We start from the raw sequence: 15,829 nt of genomic DNA, 5'->3' as shown, positions 1-15,829 counted from the left end.
ATTAAGGCAAAAGTCACAGCGCCCGGCAAGCGCGCGATCAGTCAAGGATGTAAATGATCGCTTCGACCTAGGCCAAAAACAGTTGGGACGCGTAAACCAGCATCGAAAACAAGCTGACGAAATAGGCAATAGAGCGCACGCCATTGATCCCCGGAATGCGCGTGATACCGGCAAGATAGAAGCCCGCATGGGCGATGCGCGCCGCAAGGAATATGGCAGCACACGCAACGGTAACAGTATTGGAGATACTGATGGCATGCGCGGTCAGCACGATAATCGCAAAGGGAACAAGGTTTTCCAGATGGTTTTGGTGGGCCCGTGCCCCGCGTGCGGCCATTCCGGTGCGTTCTGGCAGGGAATCACGGTTGCCCATCAGGCGCTTGCCACCGACACCGGGCTGCTTGGCGTAGGCATAGTTATAGGCCCATGGGAAAGCCAGGCAGAGAAACGCATTGAGAACCAGAATGGTTAATTCGTAAGTCACTGGAAATCCTGATTTTGAGAACGGTATCTGACTTACGTTGTCAAAGCAGGTGATAGATCAGTTATGGCGGGTTAATTCGAGTGCGGATTTAGGAAGGCCGGAGGCAACTGATCGCCTCCGGCATGTGTTCCTATCTGTCGGTTTCATATTCCAAAAGGTCGCCGGGCTGGCAATCCAACTCCTTGCAAATGGCCGATAGCGTTTCAAACCGCACGCCACGCACTTTGCCGGACTTCAAAAGCGAAAGGTTCTGTTCGCTAATCCCGATCCGGGCGGCGAGGTCCTTGGATTTCATCTTGCGGGTGGCCAGCATGACGTCCAGCCGAACAATAATGGCCATCAGACGAAACTCCGATTTTCGTCATCAATGCGGGCGGCTTCGCCCAGCACCCAGGCAATGACAATGATCAGCCCGCCGAGAAACAGCGTGCTGGCCTCGGCATTGCTCAGCCCGATCGACAGAACCCGTTCACCCGCCGGACGGTGGAAAGTCGCAAGGACCGAGGTGGCAGCACCGGTCAGCGGTTTGATCAGGGTTTGCGCCAGAAGGGCAATGCCAAATGCCTTGAGGTGACGGATCGGCTCAGGCTGGAAAATGGCGTTGTGTGCAAAGGCGCCAAACATCTTGCGCAAGCGATACAGGCCATAGGCCAGAACAAGTGACGGGATCATCATCACCGCCATGGTGGCGTATTTCTGCCAGCCTGAAAGTGCATGAAGATCGGCAAGGCTGACGGTCATTTGACTGGTGCTGGCTTCGACCCAGCCCGGCGCATACCAGACCAGTGGCACGACCAGGATCTGAAAAATGATGGCAATCGCACAGACCCAGTAAAGAAGAGTGCTGATGGTGCGCACATTCTTAAGCGTATCAGTGTGTTGGGTGGAGGACATCTGTGGGGCTCCTGAATAGGGGAATTCCGAATCAAGTTATAAAATTAATGTAAAACATTAATAAATTATCCAAATGAGTCAATCCGGTTTGTTTTCGATCTGTCAAAAGCGACGGCGATTTAGGTGAATTTTTATGTGTCGCTTGCCTTGTGCGGGCAGGCGTGGAAAATAGTCCCCATGTCAGAAAGCAAAACCAAACCTCGCACGCCTGTTCCCGCAACCGATGCTGATGATTGCCAGGAATGTGATGCGGCTGCCCGCCTTGGTCTGAGCACCGAACAGGGCGAAGCCGTCACCCGTGATGCATCGCGGGCCGTTGGCGCGGATTTGGCTTTGCCTGATGTCGAGGCGGCTGCGAAAATCTTTTCCCTGCTAGGCGATGCTGGGCGGCTTCAGCTTGTATTGCGCTGCATGGAAAAGCCGCAAACCGTTTCGGAGCTTGCCGATGCGACCGAGATGTCGCAATCGCTGTGCAGTCATCATTTGCGCCATTTGCGCGATCAGCGGATTCTGGCATCCGAACGGCGCGGCAGGCATATTTTCTATCAGATTGATGATGAGCATATCTCGTGCGTGGTGCGCGATGTGTTTGCGCATGTGACGCACGACTAAGCCTTTTTCGTTTGTGAGTTCAATATCTTGACGTGCTGTTTCGCCGGGAATGGCCCGGTGGCATTTCTGTGCGCAATCGCTATATTCAAATGACGGTTTGAATGTGGTTGACAGCAGGACATATGAACCATAGTTTGAATATAACATATGAACAGAAATTTGATCGTAAGAGGCCTTGAATGTCTTTCGTCGCCAAATGGGATGACCTGCCAGCCATCGGCAATTGCACGCAATGCCGCGATACGCTGATTGATGCCCTGAACAAGGCCGTGCCTGATCATGGCTTTGTCAGTGATGCGCAGGGCATTTCGGCCGCCACCCCGATCAGTCAGGCCGACGATGAAAAAATGCGTGAAATCCTGCGTCAGCATGGCGGTGCGGTGAACCATTACCATTGGCAAGTGAGCGGGATGGATTGCGGGTCATGTGTTGCCAAGATCGAAACCGCCCTCGGCAAGTTTGAGGGCGTTTCATGCATCGATGTATCGATGATGCGCGAAACCGTGACGCTTGGCATTGATGAAGCCCACGATGAAACCCGCTCAGACATCACCAAAACCCTCAATAAGCTTGGATATCCGGCACAGGAAAAGAATGCACCAGGGGCTGCAAAGGCAAGCGGATCGTCTTGCTGTGCTGGCAACAGTTGCGGCTCGAGTGCCGCCAATGACGCGGCATCGAATTCCGCAGATGACGCGCAAAATGCACCCAAACAGAGCCTTCTGCGCCGTTTTGCGCCATGGTCCTCGGAAAATGATGAAATCGCCTTTGCCGCCATTTGCCTTGCACTCGGCGGGCTGATTGGTGCGATCTTGCCAGTGACGTTGCCCTATGCCATGTCGGTGGCATCGCTTTTGGCAGCGCTGCCTGTGATGAAAAAGGCGGCGCGGTTGGCGCAAAACGGGGCGGTGTTTTCGATCGAGCTTTTGATGTCGGTTGCCGTGATTGGGGCGGTGGCGATTGGTGAAAGCCTTGAGGCCGGGATGGTGGTCTTGCTGTTTGCCATTGGCGAGCGACTTGAAGGTGTGGCGGCCGGACGGGCCAGAAGCGGCGTACAGGCCTTGATGAAGCTTACCCCGGAACAGGCACGGCGTGTTGTCGATGCCGGTTTTGAGACCGTGACCCCGCGTGATCTTGTTGTTGATGACATCATCGAAGTCCGCCCGGGCGAACGGGTGCCATCCGATGGCGTGATTGAAAGTGGTGTGGCCGAGATCGACAACAGCCACCTGACGGGTGAATCGGTCCCGGTCTATAGCGACGCCGGCACAGATGTTTTTGCCGGTGCGATTGTCACCGACAGTCCGGTCCGCATTCGCGTGACCCGTGCGGCGGGCCAAACCTTGCTGGACCGCGTGATTGAGCTGGTCGAGCAAAGCGAAAAGCACAAGGCACCTGTGGAGCGCTTTGTTGCCAAGTTTGCCCGCATCTACACCCCGATCATCATGGGGCTGGCACTTGCCACCGTCGTGATCCCGCCGCTCCTGTTCGGACAGGCATGGGAAGAATGGATTTATCGCGGTCTGGCTCTGCTTCTGATTGGCTGCCCTTGTGCCCTGGTGATCTCGACGCCGGCGGCGGTCACCTCGGCCCTCGCACGCGCGACCAGGATCGGCCTTCTGGTCAAGGGTGGGGCTGCGCTTGAGCTGATCGGGGCTGTGCGCACCATGGCGTTTGACAAGACCGGCACGCTGACCGAAGGCAAACCGAAACTAAGCGCAATCAAAACAGCCGATGGTTATGGCGAGAATGGTGTTCTAACGATTGCCGCAGCCCTTGAGGCCGTCACATCGCACCCGCTTGCCCGTGCTGTCGTCACGGCTGCTGAAAACCGCAATCTTGATCTGCCTGTGGTCGAACAGGCCAGAACCATCGCAGGTGCCGGTGTCGAAGGCCGCATTGACGGGGCACTGTATCAGGTGGGTGCCGCCAAACGTCTGAACGGTATGCCCGATGGCGAAATTGGCGATTGGCTTACCGCGCAAGAGGATGACGGCAGCACTGCCGTCGTGATCCTGAAAGACGGGCAGGTAATCGGTGCCCTTGCCTTGCGCGATGTGGCGCGCAGTGATGCAAAGAACGCGCTTGGCGAACTTAACGGGCTTAACATCACGCCTGTGATGTTAACAGGCGATGCGGATCGGGTTGCCAAGCGCATGGCCGCAGAGCTTGGCATGGAGTATCGCGCCGAACTGATGCCCGAAGACAAATTGAATGCCTTGGCAGAATTGCGGGATGATCCGAAACGGTCAGGTCCGGTGGCGATGGTCGGTGACGGCATCAACGATGCCCCGGCACTGAAATCCGCCGATGTGGGGATCGCGATTGGCGGGGGTACGGATATTGCCCTTGAGGCCGCCGATGCGGTGGCGGTCAAGGACCGGCTGGGTGATGTGGTCAATCTGGTGAAGCTGTCGCGTGCGGCACGCCGGGTGATCCGTGAAAACATCACGATTGCATTGGGGCTTAAGGCGGTCTTCCTGGTGACATCGATCACCGGGTTAACCGGCCTTTGGCTTGCGGTTCTGGCCGACACCGGGGCGACGGTGCTGGTGACCATCAATTCGCTGAGATTGTTGATTGCCCTGCGCAAGGCATAGATCACAAAGAATAAACGAAAAAACAAATAAAGCCCGGCATGATGCCGGGCTTTATGCTGTGATATTGGTTTGGTCCGGCGGTTAAAGGTCTGCCATCATCTCGGCTGGAATAATCGCCCCGCGGTGGGTGATGACCTTGCTGGCAAGCTTGTGTCCGGCAAGGGTTGCTGTCACGCCGTCCTGTCCCTTGAGCAAGCCTGCCATAAAGCCTGCATTAAAACTGTCACCGGCGGCCGTCGTATCAATCGGGGTGACCGGTTCCGGGATCGGAACATGCCGGGTTTCCCCACCTTCATAAAGCAGGCAACCTTGCTCCCCCTGTTTGACGACAATCAGGGCAGGGCTCAGCTTGGCAATCCGGCTTACGGTGTCTTGCGCCGTTTTATCGCCCCATAGAATCTGTTCATCATCAAACGTCGGCATCATGACATCGGCAAGGGCGGTGATGCGGGCGTATGTCTCGCGTGCCTGATCTTCCTTGCCTGACCAAAGTTTGGGCCGGAAATTGCCATCAAAGGCAATTTTGCCACCCTTGTCTTTGTGGGACTGAAGGGTCTGGAACAGAGGCGTTGTGTCGTCTTCCAGCACATGCAGGCTGATCCCTGAAAGATACAGCCACGGCGCATCTTCAAGCGCATTTAGGTAGGCCGGGCTCGCCAGTGAAATCGTCTGGCGTGCGGCAGACTGATTGCGCCAGTAGTGGAAAAAGCGTTCGCCATCCGCCCGGTTGGTGATGGAATATAGTCCGGTATTTGCCTGATCCGTAGTGATCAGGAACGCATCACTGACGTGGTTGTCTTTCAGCACAGACCGGATCTGCTCACCAAACGGGTCTTCGCCGACCGCAGAGGCAAAGGCGCACTTGATCCCAAGGCGACCAAGATAGACCGCAGTATTAAACGTATCACCGCCAACCTTGACGCTGGCGTTTCCTGCCGGGTCGAACGAAATCTCGCCCATGGCTTCGCCAATGCAAATGACATCAACAGACATCACAAAACTCCCTGATGCGGATTAACGCAGCATGCCGCGTGCGGCGACCGGCATTTCTGTCATTTCGCCGTTCTGATCCTTGATCCAGACGGTCGGAAACAGGTTGGTCACGACGCAGATGTGATTGGGGATAATCGAAATCACGTCACCAACTGCCGGGTCCCAATCGCTGTCACCAAGCTCAATGATGCCGTGTTCTTCGGACAGGCCAACAATTGATGCATCCGGTGCCTCGCGGACCATGCCAAAGCCCTCCAGGCCCAGCAGGTCGGAACTCAGCGCCTTTGATCCTGCATCGATGATGGCACGGGTTTTCGTTGGGCGGGAAACCACGGTGGTCTTAACAACCGCAGCACAGTTTTCAACGCCACATGCGCCGCGCGCAATCAGCGACCGGTCATTGTAAATGTAGGTCCCGGCGCGGTGTTCAGTTGCGTGATCAAATGCGGGCAGGGCGTCCAGATTTGGCGTGCCGCCGGTTGAAACAACCGGGCAAGGAAGTCCTGCGTCCTCGAGACGTTGTTTGGCATCACTCAGCCATTTGTCGACATTGTCTGCATGATCCATTGGCGGATATGTCATCAGCCCGCCAAACCGCAGTCCGGGCAGATCATTGATCCTTGATGCCAATTCGGCGGCGTCAGTCGGACTTTGCACACCACACCTTCCTGCGCCGGTGTCGCATTCCACAAGCACGGTCAATTCGGTTTCTTCATCCGCAAAGCGCGCCGATAAACCCTTTGCGACGGTCAGATTGTCACAGGTGACCGACAGCGTACATTTGCGTGCCAGTGCCGCCAAACGATCAAGTTTGGCATCACCGATGACGTTGTAGGTCAGTAATATGTCGCGGAGTCCGCCCTCAACCATAACCTCGGCCTCGCCAATCTTCTGGCAGGTGATGCCGATCGCCCCGGCCTCAATCTGTCGTTTGGCAAAAAACGGCAGTTTGTGCGTCTTGATATGCGGGCGTGTCTTAAGGCCCGCCGCATCGGCAAGGTTTTGGAAACGCGCAATGTTTTCGTCAACGACGGGGAGGTCAATCACAAGGCAGGGGGTGTCGAGCATGCTGGTTCCTGATTGGTTTGAGGTTGGCGCTCTCAGCTTTTTGCAAAACGAAATTGACATATCTTGAACGCCGCTGCTAGGGTAAATCCGAAATAACGGTATTTATTCCGCTATAGAGGAATTCAGTAACGCGTTTCCCATAGATTTTGCGAAAAAGCGGGATGTCCCCTTGGGTGCTTCGATAGATCCGCGAGGATGGCGAATTAACGTTCCCGAGGATGTCTCATTCAAAGAAGTTTTCGATCCGTTGGGAACCAGGGGCTTGCAGGTCTTTCATGCAACTCCCGAAATTTTGAAAGCAGGAAAAATTACGATGACGATTAAAAGACACGGTGTTGGCGAAGGTAAGGGCAACGGTCAGAAGGCATTGCCATTCGCCAAGGCCACCGAAGCCGATGGATGGCTTTATGTGTCCGGCCAGACCCCGATGCGTGATGGTGAAGTTGTCGGCAACGGCATTGTCGAACAGTCCCGCATTGCGATCGAAAACATGATCAAGATTGTCGAAGATGCCGGTTACAGCACTGCTGACATCATGCGTATTGGTGTCTGGCTTGATGACGCGCGCGATTTCTGGTCATTCAATGGCGTGTTCGAGGAATATTTCGGCGAAAATCCTCCCGCACGTGCCTGCGTGCAGTCCTCGATGGTTGTTGACTGCAAAGTAGAGGTCGACTGCATCGCCTTTCGTAAGGCATAACAGTCTGCAATTATTGCGCTAAGACGTTAAATGAGGGGTTTATGACGGAACAGCAGATACGAAAGCGCGCGCGCGGCATTGATCGTGCGTTCGATATTCTCGACCATCTGCGCCATGTCAGAACCTCTCAGCGTCCTGCCGAAATCGCCCAGGCTTTGGGCGCGCCAACCTCGACGGTTTACGATCTGATCGGAACACTGATTGATCATGGCATGCTTGAGGTGACCGATGCCAATGGCTCGGTCTTTTTGGGGCGGCGGGTTTATTTCCTTGGCCTTGCTTATCGTGATTATTTCGATCTGACCCGGCAGGCGGCCGGGGTGCTTGATGAAATCACCGCAAGCACCAAGGAAACCTCCCAGTTTTGTATGCTGGATGGCAACAAGTATACCGTCGCCCTGCAACGCGAAGGCAGCCGCCCGTTTCGCATTTCTGCTGATGTCGGGGAACGGACTGCCATTCCGTGGACAGCGTCGGGTCGGCTTTTGCTGGGGCACCTGAGTGATCAGGAAATCCGCGATCTGATCCCGGCTGAGGACTTTATCCTGCCCGACGGGTGTCAAATGGATATTGATGCTTATATCGCCGAAATCCGTCGCGCGCATGACGAACGCTTTTTCTCGTTCGACAGCATTGTGGATACCTTCACCCATTGCTTTGCCGCCCCGGTCTATAATCAAAGCGGTATCTGTTCTGCCACGCTGTGTATCGTCGCCCCCAAGGACGACGCACGTAAAAACTATGATCTCTATAAAAACGTGCTTCAAACGGCGGGCGACAAGCTTTCCAAAACCGTCTGATCCAATAAGGCACCGGTCAATAACCACATCACCCGGATCAATCGTCCGGGTGTTTTTTATTTTCGTGTCTTGGTGCTGTCGCGGAATTTGGTCGGAAAAGAGAAAGCGGCGGTTATCGTTTCCCGCATCGATAACCACCGCTTTTCCACCTTGAGAGGCCTATGGGGAGAGAGGACCCATAGGTCTGAGAGACAAGCCGCTTGGGGACAAGTGCGAATGGGTTTCATTCGCGGGCTGTGTCGAGACCCGTTATAGGTAAGAAAAAACACCGACGCAAGTGAAAATCGTTCTCATTTGCGAAAAACTTTTGGTTGATGCCTTTCTGATATAAATATCCCGACAAAAACAGTTGGTTAAGCGGGGTGTTTATGCCCGGATTTCCGCAATATTCAGATGTCGGAAATAGAAAAACCCGCAGTGTTTTTACGGGTTTTGAATGGTTTTATCGTCGGATTTGTTCAGCCAATAATCCGCCGTAAATGATTGTCCCAATGCTGCGATTTCAAAGAATCGTCGGGCAGTTCCACCCGTTTGCGACGAATCGCATCCATCCGCCAGCCATTGCCAAGGCCACTGGTGCCAACAAATTCACCGGCCCGATCCGTCGCGGCAAGGCCGCAGCCATCCGGGGCGGCGATATGGGTCAGAAAATCGTTGGTTTGCGCATCCCAGAAGGTCACAAGTCCGCCGCGCGGACAGGAAATGCCAAATACCTGTCCCGATGCATCAAATCGCACCGACCCGCAATATTGCCGCATGCGGTACTGAACCGAATCCGGGGCCTCAATCGGGCGGATGTCTGATCCCGGTTGCCAGATGCCGACAAGCGGCACCTGATCGGTCAGATCGCCCTGATACTGGAAGCCAGCGGCAATCGTGCCATTCGATGCCACATCAAGATGGCGGATCGAAAGTTTGTGCCAGTCATGCTTCAGCGCTGCCTGGTGAACAAGCTTGCCAGTGCGCCGATCAATGATCGACAGGTTGGGTTCCATCGAGCTGATATTAAGCGGTGTGCGCCCGTCCTGATCGGGATGGGTGTGCAATCCGCCATTGGCAATCACCAGATGCTCGCCATCCGGCATCAGATGCAATTCATGCGGACCGGTGCCAAAGCTGTCGAATTCCGCCACCCGGCGATAGCCATCCTCGGCATCCCAGACGGAAACAACCCCGCGCGCATGATCAAAATCGTTTTCAGTGATGTAAAGATAACGGCCATCATTGGAATAGATCGCATGGCCATAAAACCGGCGGTCTTCCGGGCAATGCAGTTTGGCGCGCACATCCCCGGTATGGCGATCAAGGATCAGACCATAAAGCCCCGGACGGCGTTCGACGGCTGCGACATCAACATGGTTGGGGCGAAGACCGATATCATGACCACGGCCGGGCAGGGGCCGCTCAAACAGGATTTTGCCCGATGCATTAAACGCGCTGACATAATAGTCCCCATCATCCCCGGCGCTGGCAGAGATATAAACCGCGCGGTCTTCGGGGTTGGGCATGGTTGCCGCACGGGCAAGCCCCACCGGTAACAGGGTGAAAGCCCCGCCAACACCCATGAGTTTCAGGAAGCTGCGACGTTGATATGCCATCTTTGATCTCCTGCCGTCTGAGCCCTAGTCACCATCGAGCGCGTTAAAGCCGCCACCAAGCTGGGTATTGCCGCCGACGTCGTTTTCAACAAGCGTGGTCAGGAAATCAATCTGACCCTTAAGGTCTGTCAGCACGGTATAACCATCGGGCTGTTCCAGCACCTCGGCAACAGAGGGCGGTAGCTCTGCCACTGTGTCGCCAACAGTCTGCCAGTTAAGCTTAAACGACCGATCCAGCAGGCTGTTATCAATCAGGGCGGCAAGGCCTTTGCCTTCTTCACCGACATCACCCCAAGTGCCGTCATAGATGGCAAACAGACCAATCAGGTTATGTTCGATATTACGAAGGGATCGTTCCGATATCGGGCTTTCCGCGCGGCCTGCACTGGCATCCTCGGCGCCATCGCCAAGCAGACGGGCGAGCTTCTGGCTTGAGATGATCAAAAGGCCTTCATGCAGGGCACGATACAGATCGGTCGCGGCAAACTTGGCAGTGGGATAATCCATGCTGTCCGGTCCGGCATTTTCCATGGCGGTGGCAAATGCCGGCCATTCGGCCTGCAATTCGCCAGAAAGCGTACCAAGGTTGGTGGCAATTGCCGTGCCGTACTGGCACAGGAACACGCCATCTTCATTGGCCGCAATCATCTGATCACCGTGATCATCGGCAAACAGGACTTCCTCAAGTGCCGGGAAACCCTGAAGTGCTGCACTGGCACCGGAGAGCTTTTCGGGATCGGTATAGGCGGCCGGTTTATCAAACATCAGCTTGCGAAACTGGCGCGCAGCCGTGCCATGTTTGTCCGGCCAGTATTCGATATGCTGATCACGGCCATTGGCAACCAGCGGCCCCATGCGCCATGGCTGGATTTCCTGCCAGATATCCATCGCCGCGTGAAAGGCGGTTTGGGTGTCTTCAAGTCCGCCCTTATTGGGGTCTGAACAGAAATCCTTGAACTCGCTGGTCAGGTTTTCCGTCGCCGCGTGGAAGTCATCAAGCTTCGGCGGCATCACGGTGCCCAGCAAGTGCGCCAGAACCGGTTGATAGTTTTCATCGGGAATATCGGCTCGGGCACCGGGGCTGATCACACCAACAGCAAGAACGGTGGTGGTCGAAAGCAACAAGGTGCGCCAGCTCGGTTTGCAGAACATATGACTTATCCCGATATTCACGTGATTTGGTATCTGGTTTGGTATTCGGTCTTGCGACATATACCGCGTCACAATGACTTTAGAAATGCCAACAATTGACTGCGTTCCGATGGTGGCAGCTTTGTGACTGCTTCGCGGGCGTTTTCGGCCTCGCCCCCATGCCACAGGATCGCGTCAAGAATGGTTCTCGCCCGCCCGTCATGCAGGAAGCGGGCACGTTGATCAATCTCTTGCGCGCGGCCAATCCCCCAAAGCGGTGGCGTGCGCCATTCAGTGTCCGATGCCTGTGCCTCTGGCCGATGATCGGCAAGGCCGTCGCCCATGTCGTGTAACAACAGGTCTGTGTAAGGCCAGATCACCTGTCCGGATTGTTCGGGCATGTCAGCACGTTCGGGCAACGCGTAACGCGGCGTATGACAGGATGCACAGCCTATTGCCGCAAAGATCTTTTCACCCGCCAAAACATCGGCATCATTGGCATTGGGGCGGGCCGGCGGGGCAATGTTACGCGCGTAATACAGCACGAGATCGGTCATCACCGAATGGACTTCCAGCCCCTCGAATTCTTCGTCATTGCCATCGGGCGCAGTGATGCAGTCCGTTTGCGCAGTCGTGCAATCGCCGCTGGCATTTGGATAAAGCGGAGTGGAAAGGCCGATATCAAACTGGAATGCATTCTGGTTTTGCTGATCCAGGGTCGGCATACCGGCCTTCCAGCCAAATCGGCCAATCGCCATTTCTGATTTGGCAATGTCCCAGACCTGATTAAACCGTCCGGATATGCCGTCGCCATCTTTGTCCTGCGGATCACTCGCCGCGATCAGGGTGCTGTCAGGAATGGCTTCCAGTAACCCAAGCCCGATCATCGGCGGGGCAAGGCGCGGGGAGACCATGATGTCTGGATGCAGAGGCCCATAGGCCAGATCGGTCATTTCATAGCTTGGGTTGCGCAAGGTAACCGTCTCACCCCCGGCCAGAAGAATATCGGTCGTTGTATAGGTTACCTTGACCCGCCCCTCGGCCTGAATGCCCGGGACCGAGAAATCCTGAAACTGGCCGCCATAAACCGGGTCGGGGATGGTGGCCAGTTTGCCATCCAGATGATCGCGGAGTTGATCGGCGGTTTGCGGCGGGATGGACAGGCGCAGCAACATCGATGTTGCCCCGGCCTCGCTATCATTTTCATCGACAGGATGACCGCGGCCATTGCGGATATGGCATCCGCTGCAGGCGCGTGAATTAAACAGTGGGCCCAAACCGTCTGCTGCCTTGGTCCGGGTCGGCGCGGTGACCCACAATCTTTGAAAAAGGGCTTCCCCCAGCTTGAAATCAAGCCGCTTTTCAAAGCTCATATTGGCTGATTGGTGCAGAAAGGCATTGCGCCCCTTTGCCCCGGTCCAGCTTGTTTCGCCGCCGGGCAGGGCAGGGTCACCTGTGGTCTGTGCATTAACGACGATTGGCGCAATAGCAAGGCCAATGGATGCCAGCCAGAACGGGAATGAAAACAGCGGCGTGCGTGCGGGACGGTTCATGGAAGTCTTCTAATTTTAGGGTCAGGACCTGCTAATTTGGTTTGAATGGTCGCTCATATTTGTGCGGATACGCGGAGCGAAGCCGCCGGAAGATATAAATCTTTCAAGGTTTTGCGACAAAGTAGCCCGTGCAAATCTGAGCGATCCAAAGGACAGAGTTTATGTTTGCAAACTCCGACGTCAAACCCCTCGCGCGGGATACCAACCCGCCCAGCGGGCTTTTCCTTGGATTTCACAAACATAAACTCTGCCATTCCTATCAAATTAATAGGTCCTGACCCTGGCCAAAGCAAAACGGCGGGAGACTTCATCCCCCGCCGTTCACAGTCAGTCAGGCAGGTGCCTGATGATCAGGATTAGTTGACAGCAGCCGGGTTGTCGAGGCTGTCAGAACCTTCGAACTCGATACCGTCAATGCCAACTGCGGCAATGATCTGTTCGATCGATTTGGTCTGATCGACAAGCGCGTCAACAAAGGACTGAACGACGGCATTGCCATCTTCATTGCCCATGGCAATCAGCTGATCAAAGGCTTCGCCGCCCTTCGCGCGGGTAACCATGACTTTACCGGCAACAACCGATGCCGCCAGCTTGGCGCGCAGTTCGGTGTCCAGTGCCGCGTCATTGGCCGCAACCAGATCAGAAAGCGACGGGCCTTCAACAACCGAACCATCAACACGGGTGTAACGGCCAAGGTAAACGTTCTGGATGCCCAGTGCGTCATAGAAGTGGCTGTTGTGGGTGTTGTCCGAGAAGCAGTCATGCTCTTCTTCCGGGTCATGCAGCAGCAGGCCAAGCTTGGTACGCTCGCCGCCCAGTTCGCCATAAGAAAGCGAACCCATGCCGGTCACAATCGCGGTCAGGCCCGGCACGCCGTCACCTTCAAGAACGGTTTCGCGTGCTTCGCCGCCTTCGGCCCACTGCGCGGTCATCCATTCAAGATCGGAAACCATCAGGTCAACTGCCGCCTGAAGGTATTCACCGCGACGGTCGCAATTGCCATTGGTGCAGGCATCACCGGCTGCATAGTCGGTCCATTTACGTTCACCGGCACCGGCATCGGTCCCATTGAGGTCCTGACCCCAAAGAAGGAACTCAATCGCGTGGTAGCCGGTAGCAACGTTTGCTTCGACGTCGTCAATTTCATGTAGGCTTTCAAGCAAAGCTGCATCAATGGTCGAGGCATCAATGGTTTCGCCCGAAATGGTCAGGGTCGGGTTGGCAATCACATTGGCGGTGTATGCCGGGTTTTCTTCGCTTTCTTCGCCGTAAAGGCCGGTTTCGACATAGTCGATCAGGCCTTCGTCAAGCGGCCAGGCATTAACCTTGCCTTCCCAGTCATCAACAATCGCGTTGCCGAAACGATAAACTTCGGTCTGCTGATAGGGCGCGCGCGATGCCAGCCATGCGGATTTCGCGGCATCAAAGGTCGAAGCCGACGGATTTGCAACCAGTTCATCAATCGCCGCCTGCAGTTCCTTGGCGGTGATCAGTGAATCTTCGTAACCGGCATGCGCGATATCGGCATAAGTGGTCAGCACGTCTTTGGCGGCCGGTGCGGCATATGCCTGCGCGCCAAGGGTAGTGACCATTGCGGCCGTACCCAGAATCTTTGCGATCTTCATAGGAGTTCCCATCTATCCCTGAATGGTGAGCCAAGGGCAAAAGCCCCTTCGATCAAGGTGAAAATCCGTCACGCTCAAAACTGAACGCGCACAGGAACTGTGACCCTGATCACTTTGCTTCCGCCAATTGATACTGCTTGTGAGAATGATTTTCAATTAAAGAATTGGCAATTCGCAAAGTTTTAGGTTTCGGTAATGTGATAACCGTTGGTTGACCCGGCATCCGCGGGCAATTTGTACTGGTATGGAAAATTGATCTGTCTTTAAGTTTCTTGGCGGAAACTGCTGTGCGATATTTTCCGCAATTGAATAACCCCTATTCGTGCAAAGAGAGAGACCCGATGAGCACCCCGTCCGCAGACGAAAAGAAAGTCAAACTTTGGGATTTCCCGGTTCGCCTGTTTCATTGGGCTCTTGTCGTTGCCATTGTCACGGCCTGGTGGAGCAATCGACAGGTGATGATTGATATCCATGCCATCGCCGGTTACAGCGTGCTTGCTCTTGTGATCTTTCGCATCATCTGGGGCTTTGTCGGTAGCTCAAACGCCCGCTTTGCTGACTTCCTGACCGGTCCACGTCATGTGATCGGTTATCTTGGAAAATTGCCCAACGGTTCGGCATCTGAGCTGACATATACCGGGCATAACCCGGCCGGGGGGTGGATGGTTTTGGTCATGATTTTGCTGGTCGGGGTGCAAGCGGTATCAGGCCTGTTCGCCAGCGAGGATACCTTCCTGTTCTTTGACGGGCCGTTGGTTGCCTATGTCAGTTCCGATTTTGCCAGCACCATGAACTGGATCCACCACACCAACATCAACCTGATCTATGCCGCCGTCGGGCTGCATGTCTTTGCCGCCCTGTTTTATCTGGTCGTAAAGCGCGAAAACCTGATCCGGGCGATTGTGATTGGCACCCGCCGCGTGCCCGCCGAACTGGCAGGGCGCTTTGCAAATATTCGGTTTGCCTCACCCGTGCTGGGGATTGTAATCCTGATTGTCTGTGCGCTTGTGGTCTGGGGCGGTGTCACGCTGGCGCGCGGTTAGTTCGGGGCTGCGGACAATAATTAAGGCCAACATTCCCTTGATGGAACGTTGGCCTTTTTTGATTTGCATGCAAACCCCATGACTGGGCAGGGCCGCAAGATCACATTTTACTTGGTGCGAAACTCGTCGTGGCAACCTTTGCAGGACTTGCCAAGATTGCCCATCGCAGCGCCCATCGCACCCTTGTCACCAACAGCGTCAGCCAGCGCAAGCGCAGCCTGCTGCATTTCCGGGAAGCGGCCAGAGAAATCATCCCAGTTGGTCCAGATATCGGCACTTGCCGTGGTCTTGACGGACGCATCCGGGGTTTGCGGCTCAAACGCCGCCGGGGCGGCACCCGCCGAAAACGCAATGCCCTTGGCCAGATTGGCCAGAACCGGATCGGGCAGGGTGCATTCGCCCTTCATATAGCAGCCAAGTGTGCCCATCGCGCCACCAATGCCATCCATCAGCATCTTGCGGTTTTCAACCACGGCGTTGTCGGATGCTTCATCGGCCTGTGCCATCATCGGGAATGCGGCACCTGCAGTTATGATCGTGCCGAGGAGACCGGCAAAAAGGAGCTTCTTCATCTTGGGTTCTCTCTCCAAAACGCGTTAAAGTGTCTCTCTGAGTGCAGCGTTCAGTTTAGTTTTTTATATTGAGATGTAAGCACGTTATTGCCATTAGCCCGCCGCAAGGCTTAGTGTCCCAGCAGTGCCCCCGAAACTGTAATCACAAGCGCGTGA

At 55.3% G+C, this 15,829-nt stretch carries 15 protein-coding genes; 5 read left to right on the top strand and 10 right to left on the bottom strand.

Annotation, left to right across the window (positions count from 1 at the left end):
• Nucleotides 1–67 precede the first annotated feature (67 nt).
• From AUQ41_RS19730 to AUQ41_RS19720, 3 genes are all read right to left on the bottom strand, one after another.
• A complete protein-coding gene (locus tag AUQ41_RS19730) occupies nt 68–484 on the bottom strand; it encodes an MAPEG family protein (protein WP_063090258.1) in 417 nt (138 codons plus the stop codon).
• A gap of 130 nt (nt 485–614) precedes the next feature.
• A complete protein-coding gene (locus AUQ41_RS19725) occupies nt 615–824 on the bottom strand; it encodes a helix-turn-helix transcriptional regulator (RefSeq protein WP_063090256.1) in 210 nt (69 codons plus the stop codon).
• Nucleotides 824–1,378, bottom strand: coding sequence for a DUF2975 domain-containing protein (locus AUQ41_RS19720; protein WP_063090255.1), 555 nt, complete (start codon nt 1,376–1,378; stop codon nt 824–826). The genes AUQ41_RS19725 and AUQ41_RS19720 overlap by 1 nt, the downstream gene beginning before the upstream one ends.
• Nucleotides 1,379–1,555: 177 nt before the next feature.
• On the opposite strand from AUQ41_RS19720, the gene AUQ41_RS19715 reads away from it, so the two are divergent.
• Nucleotides 1,556–1,990: a helix-turn-helix transcriptional regulator gene (locus tag AUQ41_RS19715; protein WP_063090253.1), complete on the top strand. Its 435-nt coding sequence runs from the start codon at nt 1,556–1,558 to the stop codon at nt 1,988–1,990.
• 179 nt (nt 1,991–2,169) lie between these two features.
• Nucleotides 2,170–4,590, top strand: a complete 2,421-nt coding sequence (locus AUQ41_RS19710; RefSeq protein WP_063090252.1) for a heavy metal translocating P-type ATPase — start codon at nt 2,170–2,172, stop codon at nt 4,588–4,590.
• 81 nt (nt 4,591–4,671) lie between these two features.
• Here the strand turns inward: AUQ41_RS19710 and AUQ41_RS19705 are convergent, their stop codons facing one another.
• Together AUQ41_RS19705 and AUQ41_RS19700 are read right to left on the bottom strand one after the other, a co-directional pair.
• Entirely contained in the window at nt 4,672–5,583 is a 912-nt protein-coding gene (locus AUQ41_RS19705) for a sugar kinase (RefSeq protein ID WP_063090250.1), read from the bottom strand.
• A 21-nt stretch (nt 5,584–5,604) separates the two neighbouring features.
• Nucleotides 5,605–6,651 carry a D-TA family PLP-dependent enzyme gene (locus tag AUQ41_RS19700; protein ID WP_063090248.1) on the bottom strand — a complete coding sequence of 349 codons (1,047 nt, stop codon included), beginning with the start codon at nt 6,649–6,651 and terminating at the stop codon, nt 5,605–5,607.
• A gap of 313 nt (nt 6,652–6,964) precedes the next feature.
• Here AUQ41_RS19700 and AUQ41_RS19695 point away from each other — a divergent pair, with 313 nt between their 5' ends.
• Both AUQ41_RS19695 and AUQ41_RS19690 read left to right on the top strand, forming a co-directional pair.
• Nucleotides 6,965–7,351: a RidA family protein gene (locus AUQ41_RS19695; RefSeq protein WP_063090246.1), complete on the top strand. Its 387-nt coding sequence runs from the start codon at nt 6,965–6,967 to the stop codon at nt 7,349–7,351.
• 41 nt (nt 7,352–7,392) lie between these two features.
• Entirely contained in the window at nt 7,393–8,151 is a 759-nt protein-coding gene (locus AUQ41_RS19690; RefSeq protein ID WP_063090244.1) for an IclR family transcriptional regulator, read from the top strand.
• Nucleotides 8,152–8,609: 458 nt separating this feature from the next.
• On the opposite strand, the gene AUQ41_RS19685 is transcribed toward AUQ41_RS19690, so the two are convergent.
• The 4 genes from AUQ41_RS19685 to AUQ41_RS19670 all read right to left on the bottom strand — a co-directional run bounded on the left by AUQ41_RS19685 (nt 8,610) and on the right by AUQ41_RS19670 (nt 14,058).
• Nucleotides 8,610–9,749, bottom strand: coding sequence for a DUF1513 domain-containing protein (locus AUQ41_RS19685; protein ID WP_063090242.1), 1,140 nt, complete (start codon nt 9,747–9,749; stop codon nt 8,610–8,612).
• Nucleotides 9,750–9,773: 24 nt separating this feature from the next.
• Complete coding sequence (locus tag AUQ41_RS19680; RefSeq protein WP_063090240.1) at nt 9,774–10,901, bottom strand: imelysin family protein; 1,128 nt, start codon at nt 10,899–10,901, stop codon at nt 9,774–9,776.
• Between the two features lie 68 nt (nt 10,902–10,969).
• Nucleotides 10,970–12,433 carry a di-heme oxidoredictase family protein gene (locus AUQ41_RS19675; protein WP_063090238.1) on the bottom strand — a complete coding sequence of 488 codons (1,464 nt, stop codon included), beginning with the start codon at nt 12,431–12,433 and terminating at the stop codon, nt 10,970–10,972.
• Between the two features lie 356 nt (nt 12,434–12,789).
• Nucleotides 12,790–14,058: an imelysin family protein gene (locus AUQ41_RS19670; RefSeq protein ID WP_063090236.1), complete on the bottom strand. Its 1,269-nt coding sequence runs from the start codon at nt 14,056–14,058 to the stop codon at nt 12,790–12,792.
• A gap of 341 nt (nt 14,059–14,399) precedes the next feature.
• Between AUQ41_RS19670 and AUQ41_RS19665 the strand changes: the two genes are divergently transcribed.
• On the top strand, nt 14,400–15,101 hold the full coding sequence (locus AUQ41_RS19665; protein ID WP_063090234.1) for a cytochrome b/b6 domain-containing protein: 702 nt from the start codon (nt 14,400–14,402) through the stop codon (nt 15,099–15,101).
• Between the two features lie 107 nt (nt 15,102–15,208).
• On the opposite strand, the gene AUQ41_RS19660 is transcribed toward AUQ41_RS19665, so the two are convergent.
• A complete protein-coding gene (locus AUQ41_RS19660; RefSeq protein WP_063090232.1) occupies nt 15,209–15,673 on the bottom strand; it encodes a cytochrome c in 465 nt (154 codons plus the stop codon).
• Nucleotides 15,674–15,829 lie beyond the last annotated feature (156 nt).

Source organism: Thalassospira sp. MCCC 1A02898, from assembly GCF_001618185.1.
GTDB classification, from domain to species: Bacteria; Pseudomonadota; Alphaproteobacteria; order Rhodospirillales; family Thalassospiraceae; genus Thalassospira; species Thalassospira tepidiphila.
This window is presented reverse-complemented; position numbering and strand designations above follow the sequence as displayed.